The organism is Aeromonas sp. 600527 (genome assembly GCF_049175415.1).
GTDB lineage: Bacteria > Pseudomonadota > Gammaproteobacteria > Enterobacterales > Aeromonadaceae > Aeromonas > Aeromonas veronii_A.
Genome location: NZ_JAAKVA010000001.1, coordinates 552,368 through 574,416 on the forward strand (window position 1 = coordinate 552,368; position 22,049 = coordinate 574,416).

Here is a 22,049-nt window from a genome sequence, read left to right on the forward strand (position 1 = left end):
AAAGAATCGAATCATGCCAATGACACTCCCCGCCTTGCCCGCCAAAGCGGGCCAAAAGATCACGCTCGGCCAGCTGGTCGGCAGCAGCCTCTCGCTGATTGCAGCCCGTCTCACCAGTGAAGCCAAGGGGCCGGTACTGCTTATCACCGCCGATACCCCGAGCGCCCTGCGCCTGGAGCAGGAGCTACAGTATTTGCTGGCAGACAAGCAGCTAGCCGATCAGTCCGCCCCCGTATTGCTGTTCCCCGATTGGGAGACCCTGCCCTACGACACCTTCTCTCCCCATCAGGACATCATCTCCCAGCGACTCGAGACCCTCTACAAGCTGCCGCAGATGAGCAAGGGGGTATTGATTGTCCCCATTTCCACCCTGATGTTGCGCTGCGCCCCCCGGGTCTATCTCGACAAATACAGCCTGATGGTGAAGGCCGGTCAGCGCCTCAACCTGCAACAGCTGCGCGGGCGGCTGGCCGAGGCGGGTTACGTGGCGGTGGATCAGGTGCTGGAACATGGCGAATTTGCCGCCCGCGGCTCCCTGCTCGATCTCTTCCCCATGGGCAGTAGCAGCCCCTATCGCATCGACTTCTTCGACAATGAAGTGGACTCCATCCGCCCGTTCGATCCCGAGACCCAGCGCTCCAGCGAACCGGTCAAGACAGTCAGCCTGCTGCCCGCCCGGGAATACCCCACCGACGAGGCGGCCATCGAACTGTTTCGCGGCCAGTTCCGCGAGCAGTTCGAGCTGTCGCGGGCCGAGGGTTCCGTCTATCAGGAGGTGAGCAAGGGACGCTGGCCCGCCGGCATCGAGTACTATCTGCCGCTCTTCTTCAACCAGACCGCCAGCCTGTTTGACTACCTGCCGGAAGAGACCCTGCTGCTCACCGTGGGGGATATCTACCCCGCTGCCCAGCGCTTCTGGAACGATATCGGCCAGCGCTATGAAGACAGACGCTGGGACAACACTCGCCCCCTGCTACCCCCGGCCCAGCTCTATCTGCCGGTGGAGCAGCTCTTTGCCGCCCTCGGCCAATATGGCGCGGTGCGGCTGCAAGAGGCCGCCACCGCGGGCGATGCCGGTCAGCACGATCTGCCCATCGAGGCGCTGCCGGATCTGCAACTCGATCACAGCAAGGAACAACCCCTGCTGGCGCTCAACCAGTTCCTGCAAGGTTTTGCCGGGCGCACCCTGTTTGCGGTGGAATCCGAGGGGCGGCGGGAGGTGCTCGGCGATCTGCTGGCGCGTATCTCGCTGCAACCCAAAGAGTTCCCCTCCCTCGACGCCTTTATGGCGAGCCCGGATCGACACGGCCTGCTGGTGGCACCGCTTGAGCGTGGCTTCCTTTGGCAGGAGGCTGGTCAGGATCCAATGGCGCTGATCACCGAGACCGAGCTGCTGGGCGGCAAAGTGCGCAGCAAGCGAGCACGGGAGAAGAGCAAAAATTTAAGCTCCGATGCGGTGATCAGAAACCTGGGCGAGCTGACCCAGGGTCAGCCGGTGGTCCATCTCGATCACGGGGTCGGCCGCTATCTGGGGCTGGAAACCATCGACGCCGGTGGCCTGCCCACCGAGTTTTTGACCCTCGAATATGCCGGCGGCGACAAGCTGTTCGTGCCGGTTACCAGTTTGCACCTTATCAGCCGCTATACCGGTTCTGATAACCCGCCCAGCCACAAGCTCGGCGGTGAAGCCTGGAGCAAGGCGCGGCGCAAGGCGGCGGAGAAGGTGCGCGACGTGGCAGCCGAGTTGCTGGATGTCTACGCTCATCGCGCCGCTCGCGCCGGTTTTGCCTTCAAGCACGACAAAGAGGCCTATCGCCAATTTGCCGCCAGCTTCCCGTTCGAGGAGACCGACGATCAGCTCAACGCCATCAATGCAGTGCTGGGGGACATGTGTCAGGCCAAGAGCATGGATAGACTGGTGTGCGGCGACGTGGGTTTCGGCAAGACCGAAGTGGCGATGCGGGCAGCGTTTGTGGCTGTACACGGCGGCAAGCAGGTTGCCGTGCTGGTGCCCACCACCCTGCTGGCGCAACAGCACTACGACAACTTCCGCGACCGCTTCGCCAACTGGCCGGTGCGGGTCGAGGTACTGAGCCGCTTCCGCTCCGCTAAAGAGCAGAGCGCAGTGATGAAGGAATTGGCCGAAGGCAAGGTGGACATCATCATCGGCACCCACAAGCTGCTCGGCTCCGAACTCACCTTCAAGGATCTGGGGCTGCTCATCGTCGATGAGGAGCACAGATTCGGGGTACGCCAGAAGGAGAAGATCAAGGCGCTGCGGGCCGATGTGGATATCCTCACCCTCACCGCCACTCCTATTCCACGCACCCTCAATATGGCAATGTCCGGCATGCGGGATCTCTCCATCATCGCCACGCCGCCCGCCAAGCGACTCGCCATCAAGACCTTCGTGCGCCAGCACGAACCGGCGGTGGTGCGCGAGGCTGTGCTGCGGGAACTCAAGCGCGGCGGTCAGGTTTACTACCTGCACAATGACGTGGAGAGCATCGAGAAGTGCGCCGCCGATCTTGCCGAATTAGTGCCCGAGGCCCGCATCGGCATCGCCCACGGCCAGATGCGCGAGCGCGACCTTGAGCGGATCATGTCCGACTTCTACCACCAGCGCTTTAACCTGCTGGTCTGCACCACCATTATCGAAACCGGCATCGACGTGCCGAGCGCCAACACCATCATCATGGATCGGGCGGATCATCTCGGACTGGCCCAACTGCACCAGCTACGGGGCCGGGTTGGCCGCTCTCATCATCAGGCCTATGCCTACCTGCTCACCCCCCATCCCAAGCTGATGACCAAGGATGCGGCCAAGCGGCTTGAGGCGATCGCCTCGCTTGAAGATCTCGGCGCCGGTTTTGCGCTGGCGACCCACGATCTGGAGATCCGTGGTGCAGGCGAACTACTCGGCGACGATCAGAGCGGCCAGATTGAATCAGTCGGCTTCACCCTCTACATGGAGATGCTGGAGCAGGCGGTCGAGGCGCTGAAAAATGGCAAAGAGCCGTCGCTCGAGCAGCTGATGAGCCAGCACACCGAGGTGGAGCTGCGCCTGCCTGCGCTGCTGCCGGATGACTATATTCCGGACGTCAACATGCGCCTCTCCATGTACAAGCGGATCGCCAGTGCGGCGGACGAGCAGGAGCTGCGCGAGCTGAAAGTGGAGCTGATCGACCGTTTCGGCCTCTTGCCGGAGGCGACCAAAACCCTGCTGGAGCTGGCTGCCTTCCGCCAGCGGGCCACCGCCCTTGGCATTCGCCGGGTGGAGATGAGCGAGCGCGGCGGCTATCTCGACTTCACCCAGGAGACCAAGGTTAATCCGGCCTATCTGGTCAAGCTGCTCTCCAGCCAGCCCCGGGTCTACAAGATGGACGGGCCGACCCGGCTGCGTTTCCAGGTGCCGACTCAGGACAGGGCCATGCGCCTGAAGTTGGTGGATGGCTTGCTGGCGGATCTGGCCAACAACAGCCTGTGAGTCTCTGCAACACTGGCGTCGAGCCAGAGAGAGAATGCCAACTAAAACGGGAGCCAAATCGGCTCCCGTTTTTGATTTGCTATCTGACTACTGCGTACGTTCAGTTCTGATTGGCCGGATCCTCATGGGCAGAGAACTCGCGCATAAAGGCCTCGGCGCGCTCCACCATTTTGGTCGAGCCAACGAAGTAAGGGGTACGCTGGTGCAGCGCGGTGGGCTGGATATCCATGATCCGACCAAAGCCGTCGGAAGCCTTGCCACCGGCCTGCTCCACCAGAAACGCCATCGGGTTGCACTCATAGAGCAAGCGCAGCTTGCCGCTCGGCGAGTTGGTGCCGGACGGATAGATGTAGATGCCGCCCTTGAGCAGGTTGCGATGGAAATCGGAAACCAGGGATCCGATATAGCGGGAGGTGTAGGGTCTGTGGGTCGCCTCATCGCGCTCCTGACAATATTTCAGGTACTTCTTCACCCCGTCCGGGAACTTGATGTAGTTGCCCTCATTGATGGAGTAGATCTTGCCCTCTTCCGGGATGCGGATGTTCTCGTGGGAGAGGCAGAAGCAGCCGATGGAAGGATCGTAGGTAAAGCCGTTGACGCCAAAGCCGGTGGTGTAGACCAGCATGGTGGAGGATCCGTAAACCACATAACCGGCGGCGACCTGACGGTTGCCCGGTTGGAGGAAGTCTTCCAGCGTCACCGGCGATCCCTGCGGGCTCAATCGGCGATAGATGGAGAAGATGGTCCCGACCGAGACGTTGACGTCGATATTGGAAGATCCATCGAGGGGGTCGATCAGCACCACATACTTGGAGTTTTTGGAGAGTGGTGAGTCAAAGGCCACGAAGTCCTCTTCCTCTTCCGAAGCCATACCGCACACCTCGCCACGAGCTTCCAGTGCCGCCTTGAAACGTTCATTGGCGTAGACATCCAGCTTCTGCTGCACCTCACCCTGTACGTTTTCAGCGCCCATGGAGCCGATGATGTCAGCCAGCCCCGCCTTGTTTATCTCCCTGTTCACCACCTTGGCAGCGAGACGAATCGAGCTGAGCAACGAGGTCAACTCGCCGGTCGCAGTAGGATAATCTGCCTGCTTTTTGACGATGAACTCGCCCATGGTGATCATGTTTCGCATTTTTGGTCCTTTAAGATCATTTCCGTTGGCATTGAAAACGTTTGCAAGCATCGACAAAAAAAAGCCGATCCTCGGCCGCTTTGTTTTGTAACCTAATGTAACGTCTGTTTTTTATTTTTGCAGCGAATTAAGCAGCCTGATAAATAGCCAATTTCCCCTTGCCCGATGATCATTCATGCTTTTTGCACGGTGTCATTCGATTACTTGCACCCCCTTAATTCGTGGTAATAACCTGCAGCAAGCCATAAGCTGACTGACCTTGAACCATTAAAAATGGAGTCTGATGGGCCTGTGCAGGCCTCAGCCATTGCCTCTTGAGATCCAATCGCCAATCCAGCACACTGATTTCGCTTTGGAAGCAAATAAAACTCAAGGATTATCAATGAACAAGACTCTCATTGCCGGCATGGTAGCCGGACTGTTTGCCCTTCCCGCCTGGGCTGCCCAAGTGCCTGCCGGTACCAAGCTGCTGCCAGATGCCCAACAAATCTATGTGACCAATATCGGCACCGAGCCCACTACCATCGACCCCCAGCTGGTGGAAGAGAGTGCCGGTAGCGAGATCGTCAACGATCTGTTTGAAGGGCTCTATGTACTGGATGGCAAGGGTAAACCCCAACCCGCAGGCGCTCTCAGCTACGACATCGACAACACCGGTACTGTATACACCTTCAAGCTGAGGCCGGAGGCCAAATGGTCAAACGGAGAGCCGGTCACTGCCGCAGATTATGTCTATGGCTGGCAACGGGCGGCCGACCCCAAGACCGCCTCCAACTACGCCTGGTTTATCGAATTGATGGGTATCACCAATGCCGGTGAGGTGATCCAGGGCAAGAAGAGCCCGGATACGCTGGGTGTCAAGGCACTGGATGACCATACTCTGCAGGTCACCCTTAACACTCCGGTCCCCTTCTTCCTGAAGATGCTGGCTCACTACACCACCTTCCCGGCCCCCAGAGCCACCATCGAAAAATTCGGCAAGGAGTGGGTCAAACCGGGCAACATCGTCTCCAACGGCGCCTTTGTGCTCAAGGAGTGGACCCCCAACGAGCGGCTGAGTGCCGAGCGCAATACCCACTACTGGGACAACCAGCACACCGTCCTGAACAAGGTGGTCTATCTGGAGATCGTCTCCGAAACCGCCGCTTACAACCGCTACCGCACCGGCGAGCTGCACTACACCACCTACCCACTGGAGCAGTACAAGCACATCAAGAGCCAGAGCCCTCAAGATCTGGTCAGCGCTCCCATGCTCGCCACCTATTACTATGTGTTCAATGTGAACCGTAAACCGTTCGATGATCCCAAGGTTCGCAAGGCGCTCTCGCTGGCCATCGATCGGGAAACCATTACCGACAAGATCCTGGGACAGGGACAGCTACCCGCCTTCAGCCTGACCCCACCGAGTGTCGATGGCTTCGATTTGAAAAAACCGGCCAGCCAGCAGCAGAGCAAAGAGGAGCGGATCAAGCAGGCCAACGCCCTGTTGGTCGAAGCGGGTTATGGCCCGGACAAACCGCTCAGCGTGGATATCCTCTACAACACCAACGAGAGCCATAAAAAGATCGCGCTGGCTGTCTCCTCCATGTGGAAGCACAACCTGGGGGTCACCGCCACCCTCAACAACATGGAGTGGAAAACCATGGTCTCGGCACTGAACGAGGGGGATTTCGGGGTGAGTCGCTACTCCTGGAACGGGGACTATAACGATGCCTCCACCTTCCTCGATATCCTGACCTCCAGCAGCAGTGCCAACAGCGGCAAGTGGTTCAACAAGGAGTACGATGCCCTGCTGGCCAAGGCTCACGACTCGCAGGATGCAGCCGAGCGCAATCAGCTCTACCAGCAGGCAGAAGCACTGATCGAGGCTGACGCCCCTATCGCGCCGCTCTACTTCTACGTCAAATCGCGACTGCTCAAGCCGTTCGTCAAGGGTTATCCCTATGAGAGCCCGCAAGACATCGTCTATAGCCGGGACCTCTATCTGGTCGCCCAGTAACCGGTCTGGCACTACCTGATCATAAAAAAAGCGCCTGCATTGCTGCAGGCGCTTTTTCATTGGCGGCCAGCGGGCCATTGGGCCCACTTACGCGTTCGCGCAAGCTTACTCTTCGGGACAGGGCGCCAACGCCCCCCGGCGACTCCCCGCCACCACCGGACGCACCAGCAGCTGTGCCAGCAAAACACCCAGCAGAGTCAGACCGCCCCCGATCAGGTGATAGCTGGTCAGCCGCTCGCCCAGCAGGGTGATGGCAAGGCCAGCCGTCATCACCGGCAGCAGGTTCATAAAAATGGCGGTACGGTTGGCGCCGAGCAGGGTGATCCCCTGCATCCAGAGCCAGGGACAGAGTGCCGAGGCAGGGATCCCCGCATAGAAGATCAGCCAGAGCGCCCGCCCCTCGGGCAGCTGACCATCCACCAGCAGAAAGAAGGGGGTCAGGATCACCACACTGCAGAGCACCTGACCATAGAGCAGCGACCAGTTGTCGAGCCCCAGCTCCCACTTCTTGAGCAGCACGCTATAGAGGGCATAAGTACCCGCCGAGAGCAGCATGTAGACCGAGCCGATATGAATACCCTGGGTAAACAGCCGGGTAGGATCCCCCTGCCCCAGCAAGATAGACAAGCCGAGGATCGAGAGCAGCGCCCCCAGCACGGCACCCCAAGTGGGCAGCTCGCGCAGCAGCCAGATGCTAAGCAACACCGTCAACAGTGGCGTCAGCCCCATCATCAACCCCATCTCGGTGGCCCCCATGGTTTGCGCCGCGTAGTAACCAAAGGTCTGGTTGAGCACCATGCCCAGCAGCGCCAGCATGGCGATCTGCCAAAGACCAGCACACAGGCGAGCGCGTACACGCCATACCCGACGGGCCAGAAACGGGCTTAATACCAAGGCAGCCACCACCCAACGTGACCAGGCCAAGGCCGCGGGGGACAACATGCCGACCGCCAGTTTGCTGACGATGCCATTGCCAGCCCAGATGGCAATGCAGGAGAAAGGAAACAGAATGGCAAGGGGCATGAAACGATCCAGACCGAAGAGACAACAGCGGGCCAGTATAGGGAGCGACGGAAAATAAACAAAGGTGCGGAGCTGACCAGGCATCGCGCGAAAGCCAGTCGCCAGAAACAAATATGCCCGCAAAGGTGCGGGCATATCAGTGCAGAAACAGGTTCAGAAGCGCATCACGCGGCATCCATGTGCAATCTTGAGATCAGCTCGTTGACCTCGGTGACTGTCTGGCGGTGGGGAATATCCGCCGGATTTGGCATCAGCAACAAACCGGATTGGAAATCAAACCGCCCCCGACCATGAATGTAAATCCGACCTTTAAAGAAGGTTTTGACATGCTTTGCCACCATCAGTGGCAGGTACTTCTTGAACACTCTCATCGTTTGCAACCTCTTGCAGTTGTATCCGTATGACAGCAGCTTCTGCGAATTAATTCCGAAAAACATTTATAAAAATCCGGAAAACTCGCCCATCTCTTCCCAAAAAATTCAATCTATAACTTTTTATTAACTTTTAACCTATTGTATGCGGCCCTTCGAGCCAGAGCAAGGCTCCTTTGCCATCATGCCACTCGATACAGGCAATCCCCGAAGTGGCGAACATGGGTGCTCCTGCGGCCGGGCAGAGGCTTTGCACCAGATAACCCACCAGAGGCAGATGGCTGACCATCAGGATCTGGTCATGTTGCTCAGCCAGAGTAGTGAGGTAGCTGGCCACGAAAGCGGGATCACCATAGGGAGTAATGTCGCCACTCTCTTCGACGGCTGCGGCGTCAGGTAACTCACTGCATATAGCTTGCCAGGTCTGGCGTGCCCGCAGATAGTTGCTGTGAATCACCCGATCCAGCGGGCCAATCAGCTGAGGCGCCAGCCAGCGAGCCATCTGGATAGACTCTTCAATACCCTGCTCGGTCAATGGACGCTGTTCATCTGTTTTCGCATTCATGCCAGCCTGGCCATGACGCATGATATAGATCTTCATTACAACCTCGCCCAAAGGGCCTGTTTTGATAGCCGGGGGATCTTACCCCGCTACGGGTGTGGAAACAATTGCGCTACCTCTCAGAAAAGGGTTTGCCTGACGGGATAGCGGGGTCGATAATCATGTTTAAATTCAAATAAATCCAACGTGAGTCACACGCCAATGAGCCCATATGCCAGTCCCAATGACCATCGGCAATACCATTTTCTGGAGCTGGCTAACCGGCTCAGGGTCTTGTTGATTTGTGATCCCGACACCGACAAATCGGCCGCCTCGCTGGCGGTCAATACCGGCCATTTTGACGATCCTGTCGACCGGCAGGGGATGGCCCATTTTCTGGAACACATGCTGTTTCTCGGCACCGCCACTTACCCCAAGCCTGGTGAGTACCAGCAATTTATGAGCCGTCATGGCGGCAGCAACAACGCCTGGACCGGCACCGAATTCACCAACTTCTTCTTCGAGATCGACAACGGCTTCTTCGAAGCAGGGCTGGATCGCTTCTCCCAGTTCTTTATCTGCCCCACCTTTGATCCGGAGTGGGTGGACAAGGAGCGCAATGCGGTCGACTCCGAGTATCGCCTCAAGCTGCAGGACGACATGCGCCGCAGCTATCAGGTGCATAAAGAGACGGTCAACCCGGCGCACCCCTTCGCCAAGTTCTCGGTGGGCAACCTTGATACCCTGGCCGATCTGCCGGGACGGGATCTGCGCTCCGACCTTATCCGTTTTTACGAAAGCCACTACAGCGCGGATCGCATGGCACTGGTGATGATCTCGCCGGAATCCATCGATACCCAGTTGCAGTGGTGCTGTCGCTACTTTGCTCCCATTTTGAATCGCAATTTGGGAACCCCGACCCTCACCATGCCGCTCTACCGGCTCGACGATCTCGGCGTGCGCATCCACATCAATCCGGTCAAGGAGACCCGCAAGCTGTCGCTCAGCTTCCCCTTGCCTAATGTGGACGAGTTTTACGACAAAAAGCCCCTCACCTTCCTGAGCCATCTGATCGGTTATGAGGGGGATGGCAGCCTGCTCTCCCTGCTCAAGGCGAAAGGCTGGGTCAATCAGCTCTCGGCGGGCGGTGGCATAAGCGGCGCCAACTTCAAGGATTTTGGCGTCAACTTCGGCCTCACACCTCTGGGCCTTGAGCATGTGGACGACATCCTCGCCGCCCTGTTTGGCTATCTGAAACTGATTGGCCGCGAAGGGCTGCAGAGCTGGCGCTACGACGAAAAACGGACCGTGCTCGAATCGGCGTTCCGTTTTCAGGAGCGCGGCCGCCCCCTCGATACGGTGTCGGGGCTGGTGCTCAACCTCTTTAGCTACAAACCTGAGGATCTGCTCTACGGCGACTACATGATGCGCGAATATGACGAGGGGCTGATCCGCCGCTTCCTCGCCAAGCTCACCCCGCACAACCTGCGTATCACCATCACTGCGCCGGAAGTGGCAACCGATCGGCTGGCCCGCTGGTATCAGACCCCCTACAGCGTGGCAACCATTACCGAGGCCGAGAAAATTCGCTGGCAGCAGAGCGAACCGGATCCGGCGCTGGCGCTACCCAAGCCCAACCCCTTTATCAGCAGTAGGCTCGATCCGCGCACGCCAGAGCTTACGGCCGACATGCCCGCCTGCCTTATCGATCGCCCCGGTTTTCGCCTCTGGCACCTCCATGAGCACCTGTTCAGCGTGCCCAAGGGCAATCTCTATATCTCCATCGACAGCGAACATGCGGTCAAAAATCCGCGTAATATCGCCATGGCGCGCCTCGCCGTGGAGCTGTTGGCAGACCACCTCAACGCCCTCACCTATCCGGCGGAGCTGGCGGGGCTGGGCTACCAGATCTATGCCCATCAGGGGGGCTTTACCATCAACCTGAGCGGTTTTGCCGACAAGCAGCCGCTGTTGCTCGACATGATCCTCGGCAACCGCACGCTGGGGTATCCGGATCCGGGCCGCTTCGCCGAGATCAAAGAGCAGCTCATCCGCAACTGGGACAACCAGTCCAAGGCGCGCCCCATCTCCCAGCTCTTTAACCAGCTCACCAGTTTGCTGCAACCGAACAACCCGCCGTTCGAGCAGTTGCTGCGCCACCTGCGCACCGTCGAGCTGGAGGAGATGCCCGGCTTCGTGGCCCAGCTGTTTGGCGAGGTGCATGTCGAGGCGCTGGTACACGGCGACTGGACTGCCGCCGAAGCGCTGGAGCTGGCCGCCCTGATGGAGCGCCACCTGAGCGATATCAATGGCACCAGCAGCAAGCCGAGCGGCGAGACCCGTCGTCCGCTCATCTCCATTCAGGACAGGGGCACCCTTATTCGCGAGCAGGGTTGCGATCACGAAGACTCGGCACTGCTGGTCTACTACCAGTCCCGTACCACCCGGGCGCGGGATCTCGCCTGCTTTACCCTGGCGAACCACATCATGTCCTCTACTTTCTTCCACGAGCTGCGCACCCGCCAGCAACTGGGGTATGTGGTGGGTGCCGGCAACCTGCCCCTCAATCGCCATCCGGGGCTGATCTTCTATATCCAGTCGCCGGTGGCGGGGCCGCAGATCCTGCTCGATGCGGTGGAGGAGTTTATCGACCTCTTCCCGCTGGCCATGCTCGAATTTACCGAGCAGCAGTGGCAAGAGAGCAAGGCGGGGCTGCAAGCCCAGCTGAGCGAGCGGGATGCCAACCTGCGCAGTCGCGGCCAGCGGTTGTGGGTCAGTATTGGCAACAAGGACCTGGGGTTCGATCAGCGGGAACGGGTCTGCGATGAGGTGGGCAAGTTGAGCCGCGCCGATCTGGTGCGCTTTATCACCCAGCTGCGCTCGCGCACCTCCGATCGGCTGATCCTCTGCAGCTATGGTCAGGGGCACGAACATGACGAGCGGATCACCGGCCAGTTTATCGATGATCCACGGGCATTTCGGCTCAATGCCGCCACCTTCGAGGCCTGATCAGGCCTCGACATCCTCCATTTTCCTGCCCGCGGCAAATCACAGACAATAAAAAGCCGACCCATCAGGGTCGGCTGGAAAAACCATAACAATTGCGACCAAAGCCGCCAAAAGTGAACATGAGCGTGAAAATCAGACACTGAGTTGCTGATCAGCGAGCGGGAAAGACCCGATACTCGCTTTGCAATGCCAACAGTGATTGAGAAACAGCCTCATATTAGGCACTCCCCCCGCCAATCACGTTGATCTACGTCAAAGGAGGTAGCGAAGAGCGCATAGCCCGATGATTTGTCGGCGCAGATCACCCTTTGCTCGCCCGTTAGCTGCCCGTTAACCCCGGCGAACCAGCCGGTAGGCTACCTCATCGAAGTAGGAGAGCTGGCCCGACAACACCCGCGGGTGATCCACCTCGGCGGCGCGCCCCAGCACCTCGATACGAAAATCGCGCTCGAACAGGGCTCGCACCTCCATCTCACCCACCGAGAAGGGGGGCTGACTCTGCTGCTCAGGCTGATATTCGAGGGTCACCAGCAAGATCTGGCCACCGGTCTCGACCAGCGAACTGATCAGGGCTGCATACTGGCGGCGCATCGCGGTCGGCAGGGCGATCAGCGCCGCGCGGTCATAGACCAGCTGGTAACGGCGACCCAGACTGGGGGCGGCGAAAAAATCCCCCTGGAAAATGCGCAGGCTGTCCACCTGATGGCACTGATAAGGGCCCACTTCGCTCACGGTCGCGGCGAGCTGGTTTTCACTGAAGAACTGGTTGACGGCAAGGCTCGATAACTCGAAACCGTCGACCGGATGGCCCTGAGCACTCAGCCAGAGCATGTCGCGGGACTTGCCGCACAGGGGAACCAGCACCGGCTCGTCCGCTTGCTGGGCTGACCACCAGGATTGCAGCCAGTGGTTGAAGTCCGCCTGATGAAAGCCAATCCGGTTCTCTTCCCAACGCTGATGCCAAAACGCAGCTTCCATCGTTATTACCCTTCTGTACTAAAGATGCCTCAATATCACAACTTAACCGGCACCACGCAACCCTTTGCCCTTCCCTTTTTGCCGCGCAGCCTCTGCGTGTTATCCGGCAAATGACGGGACCTTCCCTTGCCCTGCGCCTCGCTGTCGCAATCGGCGCTATTGGGTACGTTTATGACGGACAGAGGTATACCAACCCATGCAAAAACGTCATGGGTGTATGGCGATGAATGAATAAAGGGAATGACGTTGGCAGGCCAAACGTGCTCGCCAACGCCAGAAAGATCACGACAGCGTGGCGCGAGCGGCCGCCAGCTGGCGCTCTATATAAGCAAAATCGGGGCGTTCGGCGGGGAGTTCCGAGAGGCAGGCCGCTTTGAGTTGATGCAACCCATCGAACAGTGAGTCTTGCATATCGCAATGGGCCAACAGCTCCTCCAGCAGACAACCAAAGGCGCGCACTTCCAGTCGCTCAAGGCCCACGGCCCGCTCGCGGTTGCTGCGCTCATACAAAGAGGCGGCACCGAAATCCCCCAGCAGGGCGCGAGCCGGTGCGTCAGAACCACGGGCAAAAAGAATATTGTGACCGTAGAGGTCCCCGTGCATGATGCCCGCGCGGTGCAGATGGCCAGTCACCGAGGCAATGCCGTGGGCCATCGCCAGCGCATCCGGCACACTCAGATGCAGCCCCTCGGGATAGATATCCCGGGTGCAGGAGTCCAGGCTCGGCGGCCCGGCCAGATTGGCAAAGGCCGGGTCGATCAGCTCCATCACCAGCGCCGGAATGCCGGAGGGGTGATCCGCCACCTTGCCTATCACCTTGATAAGGTTGGAATGAGTGCCCGCCGCCAGCGATGCCGCCATCTCGCAGCGGGGCAGTCCATCGCTGGTCACCGCCCCCTTGAACAGCTTGACCGCCACCTGACTGGCATCGGCTCTGCCGCTCGCCTGAGTCACTTCATCAGCACTATTACCCACAAGGGTGGCGCGATGGATAACGCCGGATGCTCCCTGCCCCAGCAGATCGCCCAGCGCCAGCGTCTCCCAGGCAATCGGCGTGACATGGGCATCATCGATGGCCCGCGCCTCCTCCCCTTCGCTAAAGGGGTTGCCGGAGTAGGCAAGCCATGAAAGGCGCGGCAGCGAGAGCAGCCACTCGGGGAAGCGTTCGATGCGGTTGGCGGCGATGCGAAGCAGTTCCAGATTGCGGCAGTTGGCAAGGCTCGTCGGCAGCTCGCGCAGGCGGTTGCCCGCCAGCATCAACTTTTGCAGGGCGTCGCACTGGCCCAGCTCATCGGGCAGCCTTTCAATTGCGTTATCGGTCAGGATCAGCCAGCGCAAACCGGCGGGCAGCGCCCTGGCCGAGACGGTGGCAATCCGGTTGGCCTTAAAGCCCACCATGGTGAGCGCCGGGCAACGCCCCAGCACCTCGGGCAGCTCGGTAAAGCGGTTCTCGGAGCAGAAGATGATGCGCAGTTTGCCAAACCCGGCCAGCTCGTCGGGGAGCGCGCTTAGCTGGTTGCCGGTGAGATCCAGCACCTCCAGCGTCTCTTTCAGGCTCAAAATCTCGGTGGGGAACTCCGTCAGGTTTTCACAAAGCTTCAGATGGCGGGCACCGCACAGTTCACCTGCGCGCAGCTGTTCCAGAGTATGCATAACCGTTTCTCAATCCTGATGATCTGCCTGATGACGTAGCCAGCCATCAGCGCGCGCCGAACCCGGGTCCGGCGATTTTAAAGGGGGGCATTATAAAGAATCAGAGGGGCAGATCACCCCTTGTAGCTTGAAAGTATGCGGCTTATACGATCGCCAAGACAGCGACATCTATTGCACGTTGGCAGCGCTTTGCTCACGGCCTGCTTGCAATGCCGCTGTAGCATGACCTGAATGCACAGCGTAACGAATCCTTATTTCCGTCCGCACCCCAGCGATTGAATAAATGCCAGCGTACGACGATTAAACTGTTCCGGCTGCTCCACATTGCAGACATGGCCGCACCGCTGGATCACCGCCAACGAGGAGCTGGCATCGATGGCCACCTGTTCGCGCACCGGTGCCAGAAACATATGATCCTCCTCCCCCATCACATAGAGGGTGGGAATGGGCAGGGAGCGTTCGCGAAAATAGCGCATCAGCGGGTTGACCTCGGTGGCGAGGCGGAACCAGCGCTTGAACTCTTTCTGGCAGAGCTTGCGGGCCTCGCGCACAAAGAGGTTGCGCGACTCCTGATGGTGCTGGCGCGGCATGATGATGAAGGCAAACAGCCGGTAGAGCCACATATAGGGCAGGAAGTGCTGGCCGAGTCGGCCCAGCTGCACCAGCACCCGCGATCGGATATCGAGCCGCAGGATGGCGCCCCCCAGTACCATGCTCTTGACCCGCTCCGGGCAGAGCTCGGCCAGATGGCGAATCAGGATGGTACCAAGGGAGATGCCGACAAAGTGGGCGCGGCGGATATCGAGATGATCGAGCAGCCGAACGATATCTTCGGTCACTTCCCGAAAGCTGTAGTGGCCCTTGACCACCTGTTGCAGCTGGTGGGACTGGCCGTGGCCGCGCAAGTCCAGCAGCAGCACATTGAAGTGCTCGCGATAGGCGCGCAGCTGCTTGAACCAGATGGAGGAGCTGCCACCGGCGCCGTGGACAAACACCACCCAATCCCGCTCGGGACCTAGTTCGAAAGTCTTGTGATACAACATCCAATAGGCTCCCTTGGTGATGGGGGGTATACTCGGCTGGCGCATATTAACAGAACAGGCCCGCCGATAGATATGCGCCTGACATGACCCGGATCACCCCTTGCGCGAGAACCCACCATGGATTTGACCCGTTTGCGCCACTTTCTGCTCTCCCTGCCGGGCACCACCGAAGATACACCGTTTGGCCCGGAGATCCTGGTCTACCGCATCGCGGGCAAGATGTTCGCGCTGGTGGATTGGCAGGCCGAGCCGCTTACCATCAACCTCAAGTGCGAGCCCGAGCTAGCGTTGCTGCTGCGCGAGATCCACCCCGAGGTCAAACCGGGCTGGCATATGAACAAACAACACTGGAACACAGTGACCCTGAACAGCACCTTGCCGGATGATCTCTGGCAAGGCTGGGTGCTCCACTCCTATGAGCGGGTTGTCGCGGGTTTGCCCAAAGCCAAACGGCCACAGGCGCCGCGCACCCTCTCCCCCACTGACGACCCAACCTTATGACGCCAGCACTGCGTATTATCCCCCTTGACGAGACACATATCCCCGCCCTCGTGACCCTGTTTGAACAGGCGGTGCGACACAGCGGCCCCGAGCACTACAGCGCAGAACAGGTGGAGCAGTGGGCCCTCGGTTCACAGCATCCGGGCTTTGTCGGCCAGCTGCGTGAACACCACGGCTGGGTGGCAGAGCAGGCAAATGTGCCCCTCGGTTTTGTCACTCTGAGCTCCGATGGCCACCTCAGTCTGCTCTATGTGAGCGCCGACCATCAGCGCCAGGGACTGGGCAATCTGTTACTCACCACGGCGCTCGCGGGAGCCAGAGGGCTCGGTCTGACGCTCATCACCACCGAGGCCAGCGCCTTCAGTTATGAGCTATTTTTACGACATGGCTTTACGTTGACCGGGCTGGAGTGCGTGGAGCGGGGCGGAGTCAGTTTTACTCGCCATCGCCTGCACTGCAGCTTGCCAAGCTAGAGCAAGCCACTAAAATACGCTCAATTTTCGTATTGTTACTGTATTGAGGCAGCAACCATGGTGGTAGAAAGTGAAGGCTATATCTCGCTGATCGAGTATCTGGTGGAGAGTTTGGGATTGTTTGAATCCCAACAGCAGAGCGATGGTGAAGAGACCATCGAAGACCTGGTCAGTGGCCGTGTTGCCAGCAACCTGATGGCCATTTGCGAACAAAACCCCCAGCTCGATCCCAAGGTGCGTTTCGCCATCATGCAGGAGGCCGACGCCGTGGTCGCCGATCTGGAAGAGGTGCTCTCTGCTGTCTGGCTGCGCGCCCCGACCCCGGAACAAAAAACCTTCCTCATCGAATTTATCGATCTCATCAAGAACCTGTTCGACAGCGCGATCGCCTGACCGATCGCCCCTCCCGAGCGAAAACAAGCAGATATGAAAAGGGCCGCCTTGGTGGGCAGCCCTGCTTGCTATCATTTTCAACCCGCCAGTGCGTTCATTCATCAGGCGGTTATCAAGGCAAGAAATGTGTCTGGACTTTGCATCCGATCCCTGGACGCTACCTAGTTAGTCCCGACTGGTCGCAATAAGTTCCCTCCTCCGACCATTTATTTTCACTTTTATTAAGAAATCGACTACAAACCTGTTCAGCGGTTCAGGCTTGGCGGCAAACAGACTCCAATGCCACCCAATCCGCAGTAGCCATCCGGATTTTTCTCCAGATATTGCTGATGGTAATCCTCGGCGTAGTAGAAGGGCGCCAGCGGCAGAATGCGGGTGGTAATGGCACGACTGTCGCCGCTTGCCGCCATCGCCTGCTGATAGGCCGCCATGCTCTGCTGGGCAATGATCTGCTGGCTCTCATCGCCATAGAAGATCACCGAGCGATACTGGGTACCAATGTCCCCGCCCTGACGCATCCCCTGCGCCGGATCGTGCTGCTCCCAGAACAGTCTGAGCAGATCGCCGTAGCTGATCACCGCCGGATCAAACACCACCTGCACCGTCTCGGCATGACCGGTCAGGCCGCTGCACACCTCTTTGTAGGTGGGGTTCTGGGTCACACCGCCCTGATAACCGGCCGCGGTGGAATAGACGCCCGGCTGCTGCCAGAACAGGCGCTCCACGCCCCAGAAACAGCCCATACCAAACCAGGCGATCTCCATGTTCTCGGGCCAGGGACCCTGGGTCGGGTTGCCATTCACCGCATGCTGCTGACCAATCACCATCGCTTCGCGTCGTCCCGGCAGGGCATCTGCCGGTGAAATAATCTGTTCCATGAATTCTGTCCTTGTATAAAACCCTGTGAAATCACACAGCTGACGAAAAGGAGCATCGAAGATAGCAGTTTATCGCGCTGGATCAACCGGCGGGCCCCTCCCCGCTCGCCCCAACAGCCATCTGCGCTTCCAACCATCCTTTCCCGATCTGCACGGCCAAGCCGCCCCTCGTAGAGACCAGAAACGGCCAAAATCAATATTTAGTCTTGATTTGTGAATTAATTTTCATATATTGAGCCAATCGCTGTTTTTTTATGGAAGAAATATCAAGTGCGTGAACGCGAACCCAGTCTGGTCAATGCCTTCCGGCAATCCACCCCCTATGTCAATGTGCATCGGGGTGCCACCTTTGTGCTGATGATGGGGGGAGAAGCCATCTGCCACCCCAACTTCGCCAATATCGTCAGCGATATCGCCCTGCTGCAGACACTGGGCATACGCCTGGTGCTGGTGTTTGGTTCACGTCCGCAAAACGATGAGGCGCTGGCCCGCGCCGGTATCGAGGCCCAGTATCACAAGCGGATCCGGGTCACCGATGACGAGAGTTTCACCATCATCAAACAGGTGTGTGGCGGCCTGCAATATGACATCACCGCCCAGCTCTCCATGGGGCTCGCGAACACCCCCATGCAGGGGGCGCGGATCAGTGTGGTGAGCGGCAACTTCGTCACTGCCCAGCCACTGGGGGTGGATGATGGCATCGACTTTTGCCACAGCGGCCGGGTGCGCCGCATCGACGTGGAGGGGATCACCCGCCAGCTCGATCAGAAGAGTCTGGTGCTCATCTCCCCCATCGGCTGCTCGGTCACCGGCGAGAGCTTTAACCTGAGCTCCGAAGAGGTGGCCCGCCGGGTGGCGGTCGATCTCAAGGCAGACAAGCTCATCTGCTTTAGCAGCACCCAGGGGGTGATGGACAGGCGCGGCGAAGCCATCTCCGAGCTCTTCCCCGAGCAGGCCGAAGAGCTGCTGGTGGAGCTGGAGCAGGCAGGGGAAGAGATGTCCGGCACAGCACGCTATCTGCGCGCGGCCATTGCCTCCTGCCGCGGCGGGGTGCCCCGCTCCCATCTGGTGAGCTATCAGGATGATGGCGCCATGCTGCAGGAGCTGTTCAGCCGTGACGGCCTCGGCACCCAGATAGTTCGGGAAAGCGCCGAACAGGCCCGCGCCGCCACCATCGAGGATATCGGCGGCATTCTGGATCTGATCCGCCCGCTGGAGGAGGAAGGGATTCTGGTGCGCCGCTCCCGCGAGCAGCTGGAGATGGAGATCGACAAGTTCACCATCATTGAGCGCGATGGCCTCATCATCGGCTGCGCGGCCCTCTACTGCTTTATGGAAGAGGCGATGGCGGAGATGGCCTGCGTCGCCATACACCCCGACTACCGCAACTCCAACCGGGGGGATCAGTTAGTGGCCAAGGTGGCCGAGCGGGCCAAGCGGCTCGGCATCCGCCGCCTGTTCGTGCTTACCACCCGCTCCATCCACTGGTTCCGGGAGCGGGGCTTTGATCCGCTGGAAGTGGAAGATCTGCCGGTGGCGCGCCAGCGTCTCTACAACTGGCAGCGCCGTTCCAAGGTTTTGTCAAAGACCATTGCCTAAGTCATTGATCCTGCGTTGAGTTAGCTGACAATTTGAACTTTTTCACAAACTCGATTGACAGTGCAATCCAACGCAGGGTATTTCTAAATGCACTCCACCACCCTGGTGGAGCCAGAAGAGGAGCGCTGCCCAGGCAGCCCAAGGGAGGACGCCAGCGTCCGGTGAACTTGGGTCAGGGGGAGCAGCGCCGAGACGAGTGAGGAGACTGGTAACCTCAACGTCGGCTGCGGGGGCTGAATCCCCCGGGTTGTCATCGGTAGTGATCATCCCCCACCGCGCCCTGTCAGGGGCGGTACGGGATGGGCTCTGCAGGTGGAGTGCTTCTGGCCGGGATAGCTTCGTTCATTCCTGCCATTTTCAGCCTCCTCCTCTCTTTTTTGCCCGATGGAACCGGAATCTTAAAATAAGACAGGAGTAAGCAATGAGCCCGATCAATGTCGCCAAGTTTGGCGGAACCAGTGTCGCCAACTTCCCGGCCATGAATCACTGCGCCGATATCGTGCTGGCCAATCCCGCCACGCGGGTGGTGGTACTGAGCGCCAGCGCCGGTGTCACCAACCTGCTGGTCGCTCTGGCACAAGGTGAGCTGGACGAAGCGGGCCGCGACGAGCAGCTGGCCAAGCTGTCCGACATTCAACAGGCAATTCTGGCCGACCTTGGCCACCCCGCCGAAGTGACGGCGCTGATCCACGATCAACTCGGCGAGATCCGCACCATGTCGCAGCAGGCCAGCCAGCAGACCGATGCCGAACTGGCTGATCGCCTCATCGCCTGTGGCGAGCTGATGTCTACCCGTCTCTTTACCGAACTGCTGCGCCAGCGCGGCGTCAAGGCCCACTGGCAGGATGTGCGCCAGCTGATGCGCACCGACAGCCGTTTTGGCAAGGCCACCGTCGATCTGGCCACCACCCGAACCCTCTGCCAGCAGACGCTGGGCCCGCAGCTTGGCGACAGCCTCATCATCACTCAGGGCTTTATCGGCGCCGATGGCGATGGGCGCACCACCACGCTCGGTCGCGGCGGCTCTGACTACAGCGCAGCCCTGCTCGCCGAAGCGCTCGATGCCGCCAGTATCGAGATTTGGACCGATGTGCCCGGCATCTACACCACGGATCCACGCCTCGTCACCCGCGCCCGCCCGATCCCCGAAATCAGCTTTGTCGAAGCGGCCGAGATGGCCACCTTCGGCGCCAAAGTGCTGCACCCCGCCACCCTGCAACCGGCGGTGCGCCAGAATATTCCGGTGTTTGTCGGCTCCGCCAAGGATCCTGCCGCCGGTGGTACCTGGATCCGCGCCAGCACAGATTCAAACCCGCTGTTTCGCGCCGTAGCCCTGCGCCGCCAGCAGGTGCTGGTGACCCTGCACAGCCTCAACATGTTCCACGCCTACGGCTTTCTGGCCGAAGTGTTCGGCATTCTTGCCCGTCACCGTATCTCGGTCGATCTCATCACCACGTCGGAGGTGAGCGTGTCGCTGACACTGGATCACACCGGCAGCCAGAGTAACGGCGAACCGATCCTGAGCGACAAGGTACTGGCCGAGCTGGGGCAGCTCTGCAAGGTGGAGGTGGAAACCGGTCTGGCACTGGTGGCGCTGATCGGCAACCGGATGAGCGAAGTGAACGGGGTGGGCAGTCAGGTCTTTGACGCCCTGCGCGAGCACAACATCCGGATGATCTGCTACGGCGCCAGCGCCCACAACCTCTGCTTCCTGGTCAAGGAGAGCGAGGCGGGCAATATCGTCAACCGCCTCCATCAGGAGTTGCTGGACTGACCCTCACCGCGAGGAAATTCTGGCCATGCAACAGGGCGCCAGCAAGGCGCCCTGTTCATTTGTATTCCGCGGATGTGTTGGCTCAGGCAAGGCTGGTAGCAGGCAACTGGCAGGCCACTGCTTCCCGGCGCAGCTGCTGCAAGCGGGCCAGCAGCCCGGTCAGGCCCAGCTCCGTCTCCTGAGTCGAGAGATTATCCACCAGCAGCGGATAGTGATCCGTCACCGCCTGCATCAACCAGTCGAGGCGACGCAGGGTGAGCGGGCCGCAGCTCTGGCCGCTCAGATCATCGGCCACATCGAGCCGGTGGCTGCGATACATGTCCCGCCACCAGTTGGCGACCAGCGCCTCGTCGCTCGCCAGCGCGGCGCTCCACTCCCCTTGCAGGGCGTGCAGGCGGGCCAGCACGGGCGCGCTGGCCCCTTCGCGGATCAGGTGGTGGATCTCCCGTTTCACCCATTTCAGGCAAAGCTCGCGCCAGTAGCGAAATTGCGGCAGAGGATCGGCTTCATCGAGCCAAAGCCCCGAGAGGGTACGGGTCTCCAACCGCTCCGGTACATGGAACTGCGGGTCGACCAGACCGTTGGAGTTGTATTCAAAGCGGGGATCGAAGGTCCACATATAGCCAAAGTCGAACACGCAGATCTGCTCGCCGTCATCGAGCAGGTTGCCCGGGCTCGGGTCCCAGTCAAACCAGCCCCAGCGGGCCAGCTCCCCCTGCACCTCCAGCATTTGAGCCAGATTGCGTTCGTTGAGCTGATGGACCGGCACACCCCGCAACCAGGGGGAGACCAGCACACCGGCCCGCGCCGAGCCGAAGCTGGTGCAGACCACGTGGGAGAGGACAGTAGGATGCAGCTCGCGCAGCGCCTCGATTTCACGCCGCCGCTCCAGCTCGGTCAGAAAGGCAGTCTTGCCATCGCGGTTGGCCACCAGCGAATCCTGACGGCGCCGCTTGAGGCACCAGTGATGCCCCTCCACCTTGAGGTGAAACACCTCGGCGGTGAGACCGTGGCGATAGACCTTGACCACAGCCGGATGGCTATCCTTCAGCTTGACCAGTTGGGCCAGCGGCAGCGGGCAGTCGCGCTCGCGTCCGATCCGGATCTCTTCCTTGCTCTCCAGCATGCGCAGCAATCTGGCCTGACGTGCCATCACTTTGGGATTCATACATGTACCTCCAGTCGCTATCGA

At 59.7% G+C, this 22,049-nt stretch carries 17 protein-coding genes and 1 riboswitch; of the genes, 8 read left to right on the forward strand and 9 right to left on the reverse strand.

Annotated elements, in window-relative coordinates; genetic code table 11:
- The first annotated feature begins 19 nt into the window (after positions 1-19).
- Positions 20-3,487: a transcription-repair coupling factor gene (gene mfd, locus G5154_RS02425; protein ID WP_421250332.1), complete on the forward strand. Its 3,468-nt coding sequence runs from the start codon at positions 20-22 to the stop codon at positions 3,485-3,487.
- 100 nt (positions 3,488-3,587) lie between these two features.
- On the opposite strand, the gene fbp is transcribed toward mfd, so the two are convergent.
- A complete protein-coding gene (fbp, locus tag G5154_RS02430; RefSeq protein WP_421250256.1) occupies positions 3,588-4,622 on the reverse strand; it encodes a class 1 fructose-bisphosphatase in 1,035 nt (344 codons plus the stop codon).
- Positions 4,623-5,004: 382 nt separating this feature from the next.
- Here fbp and G5154_RS02435 point away from each other — a divergent pair, with 382 nt between their 5' ends.
- Entirely contained in the window at positions 5,005-6,621 is a 1,617-nt protein-coding gene (locus G5154_RS02435) for a peptide ABC transporter substrate-binding protein (RefSeq protein ID WP_421211287.1), read from the forward strand.
- 105 nt (positions 6,622-6,726) lie between these two features.
- Here G5154_RS02435 and G5154_RS02440 read toward each other — a convergent pair whose 3' ends face one another.
- From G5154_RS02440 to sixA, 3 genes are all read right to left on the reverse strand, one after another.
- The gene (locus G5154_RS02440) at positions 6,727-7,644 is read right to left on the reverse strand and encodes a DMT family transporter (RefSeq protein ID WP_421211289.1); all 918 of its coding nucleotides are present in this window, start codon (positions 7,642-7,644) and stop codon (positions 6,727-6,729) included.
- A 164-nt stretch (positions 7,645-7,808) separates the two neighbouring features.
- Positions 7,809-8,015: a DUF1107 domain-containing protein gene (locus tag G5154_RS02445; RefSeq protein WP_005336998.1), complete on the reverse strand. Its 207-nt coding sequence runs from the start codon at positions 8,013-8,015 to the stop codon at positions 7,809-7,811.
- Positions 8,016-8,148: 133 nt separating this feature from the next.
- Positions 8,149-8,616: a phosphohistidine phosphatase SixA gene (gene sixA, locus G5154_RS02450; protein WP_021230584.1), complete on the reverse strand. Its 468-nt coding sequence runs from the start codon at positions 8,614-8,616 to the stop codon at positions 8,149-8,151.
- 162 nt (positions 8,617-8,778) lie between these two features.
- Between sixA and G5154_RS02455 the strand changes: the two genes are divergently transcribed.
- On the forward strand, positions 8,779-11,565 hold the full coding sequence (locus G5154_RS02455) for an insulinase family protein (protein WP_421250257.1): 2,787 nt from the start codon (positions 8,779-8,781) through the stop codon (positions 11,563-11,565).
- Between the two features lie 330 nt (positions 11,566-11,895).
- On the opposite strand, the gene G5154_RS02460 is transcribed toward G5154_RS02455, so the two are convergent.
- From G5154_RS02460 to G5154_RS02470, 3 genes are all read right to left on the reverse strand, one after another.
- The gene (locus tag G5154_RS02460; protein WP_421250258.1) at positions 11,896-12,543 is read right to left on the reverse strand and encodes a thiopurine S-methyltransferase; all 648 of its coding nucleotides are present in this window, start codon (positions 12,541-12,543) and stop codon (positions 11,896-11,898) included.
- A 282-nt stretch (positions 12,544-12,825) separates the two neighbouring features.
- Positions 12,826-14,196, reverse strand: coding sequence for a leucine-rich repeat-containing protein kinase family protein (locus tag G5154_RS02465; protein WP_421250259.1), 1,371 nt, complete (start codon positions 14,194-14,196; stop codon positions 12,826-12,828).
- A gap of 251 nt (positions 14,197-14,447) precedes the next feature.
- Positions 14,448-15,239: an alpha/beta fold hydrolase gene (locus tag G5154_RS02470; RefSeq protein ID WP_216978623.1), complete on the reverse strand. Its 792-nt coding sequence runs from the start codon at positions 15,237-15,239 to the stop codon at positions 14,448-14,450.
- A gap of 117 nt (positions 15,240-15,356) precedes the next feature.
- On the opposite strand from G5154_RS02470, the gene G5154_RS02475 reads away from it, so the two are divergent.
- Genes G5154_RS02475 through G5154_RS02485 form a run of 3 tightly spaced genes read left to right on the forward strand, consistent with a single transcriptional unit; the run spans position 15,357 to position 16,606 of the window.
- Complete coding sequence (locus G5154_RS02475) at positions 15,357-15,740, forward strand: MmcQ/YjbR family DNA-binding protein (RefSeq protein WP_216978622.1); 384 nt, start codon at positions 15,357-15,359, stop codon at positions 15,738-15,740.
- A complete protein-coding gene (locus G5154_RS02480) occupies positions 15,737-16,213 on the forward strand; it encodes a GNAT family N-acetyltransferase (protein WP_216978621.1) in 477 nt (158 codons plus the stop codon). Before G5154_RS02475 ends, G5154_RS02480 begins: the two co-directional genes overlap by 4 nt.
- Positions 16,214-16,270: 57 nt before the next feature.
- Positions 16,271-16,606, forward strand: a complete 336-nt coding sequence (locus tag G5154_RS02485) for a DUF3802 family protein (protein WP_216978620.1) — start codon at positions 16,271-16,273, stop codon at positions 16,604-16,606.
- Between the two features lie 245 nt (positions 16,607-16,851).
- Here G5154_RS02485 and msrA read toward each other — a convergent pair whose 3' ends face one another.
- A complete protein-coding gene (gene msrA, locus G5154_RS02490; protein ID WP_005352745.1) occupies positions 16,852-17,484 on the reverse strand; it encodes a peptide-methionine (S)-S-oxide reductase MsrA in 633 nt (210 codons plus the stop codon).
- 270 nt (positions 17,485-17,754) lie between these two features.
- Between msrA and argA the strand changes: the two genes are divergently transcribed.
- On the forward strand, positions 17,755-19,083 hold the full coding sequence (argA, locus tag G5154_RS02495; RefSeq protein WP_005345063.1) for an amino-acid N-acetyltransferase: 1,329 nt from the start codon (positions 17,755-17,757) through the stop codon (positions 19,081-19,083).
- Between the two features lie 107 nt (positions 19,084-19,190).
- A riboswitch (Lysine riboswitch) is annotated at positions 19,191-19,414 on the forward strand.
- A 90-nt stretch (positions 19,415-19,504) separates the two neighbouring features.
- Positions 19,505-20,857, forward strand: coding sequence for a lysine-sensitive aspartokinase 3 (gene lysC / locus G5154_RS02500; protein WP_421250260.1), 1,353 nt, complete (start codon positions 19,505-19,507; stop codon positions 20,855-20,857).
- An 82-nt stretch (positions 20,858-20,939) separates the two neighbouring features.
- Here the strand turns inward: lysC and G5154_RS02505 are convergent, their stop codons facing one another.
- Positions 20,940-22,025, reverse strand: a complete 1,086-nt coding sequence (locus G5154_RS02505) for a hypothetical protein (protein ID WP_421250261.1) — start codon at positions 22,023-22,025, stop codon at positions 20,940-20,942.
- Positions 22,026-22,049 lie beyond the last annotated feature (24 nt).

Bases quoted from the DNA above. Each gene is read 5' to 3' on its own strand.
- G5154_RS02465 (WP_421250259.1), bottom strand. From the start codon at position 14,196: ATGCATACTCTGGAACAGCTGCGCGCAGGTGAACTGTGCGGTGCCCGC.
- G5154_RS02470 (WP_216978623.1), bottom strand. From the start codon at position 15,239: ATGTTGTATCACAAGACTTTCGAACTAGGTCCCGAGCGGGATTGGGTG.
- G5154_RS02480 (WP_216978621.1), top strand. From the start codon at position 15,737: ATGACGCCAGCACTGCGTATTATCCCCCTTGACGAGACACATATCCCC.
- msrA (WP_005352745.1), bottom strand. From the start codon at position 17,484: ATGGAACAGATTATTTCACCGGCAGATGCCCTGCCGGGACGACGCGAA.
- G5154_RS02455 (WP_421250257.1), top strand. From the start codon at position 8,779: ATGAGCCCATATGCCAGTCCCAATGACCATCGGCAATACCATTTTCTG.
- G5154_RS02505 (WP_421250261.1), bottom strand. From the start codon at position 22,025: ATGAATCCCAAAGTGATGGCACGTCAGGCCAGATTGCTGCGCATGCTG.
- G5154_RS02460 (WP_421250258.1), bottom strand. From the start codon at position 12,543: ATGGAAGCTGCGTTTTGGCATCAGCGTTGGGAAGAGAACCGGATTGGC.
- G5154_RS02475 (WP_216978622.1), top strand. From the start codon at position 15,357: ATGGATTTGACCCGTTTGCGCCACTTTCTGCTCTCCCTGCCGGGCACC.
- sixA (WP_021230584.1), bottom strand. From the start codon at position 8,616: ATGAAGATCTATATCATGCGTCATGGCCAGGCTGGCATGAATGCGAAA.
- G5154_RS02485 (WP_216978620.1), top strand. From the start codon at position 16,271: ATGGTGGTAGAAAGTGAAGGCTATATCTCGCTGATCGAGTATCTGGTG.
- G5154_RS02435 (WP_421211287.1), top strand. From the start codon at position 5,005: ATGAACAAGACTCTCATTGCCGGCATGGTAGCCGGACTGTTTGCCCTT.
- G5154_RS02440 (WP_421211289.1), bottom strand. From the start codon at position 7,644: ATGCCCCTTGCCATTCTGTTTCCTTTCTCCTGCATTGCCATCTGGGCT.
- fbp (WP_421250256.1), bottom strand. From the start codon at position 4,622: ATGCGAAACATGATCACCATGGGCGAGTTCATCGTCAAAAAGCAGGCA.
- lysC (WP_421250260.1), top strand. From the start codon at position 19,505: ATGAGCCCGATCAATGTCGCCAAGTTTGGCGGAACCAGTGTCGCCAAC.
- G5154_RS02445 (WP_005336998.1), bottom strand. From the start codon at position 8,015: ATGAGAGTGTTCAAGAAGTACCTGCCACTGATGGTGGCAAAGCATGTC.
- mfd (WP_421250332.1), top strand. From the start codon at position 20: ATGACACTCCCCGCCTTGCCCGCCAAAGCGGGCCAAAAGATCACGCTC.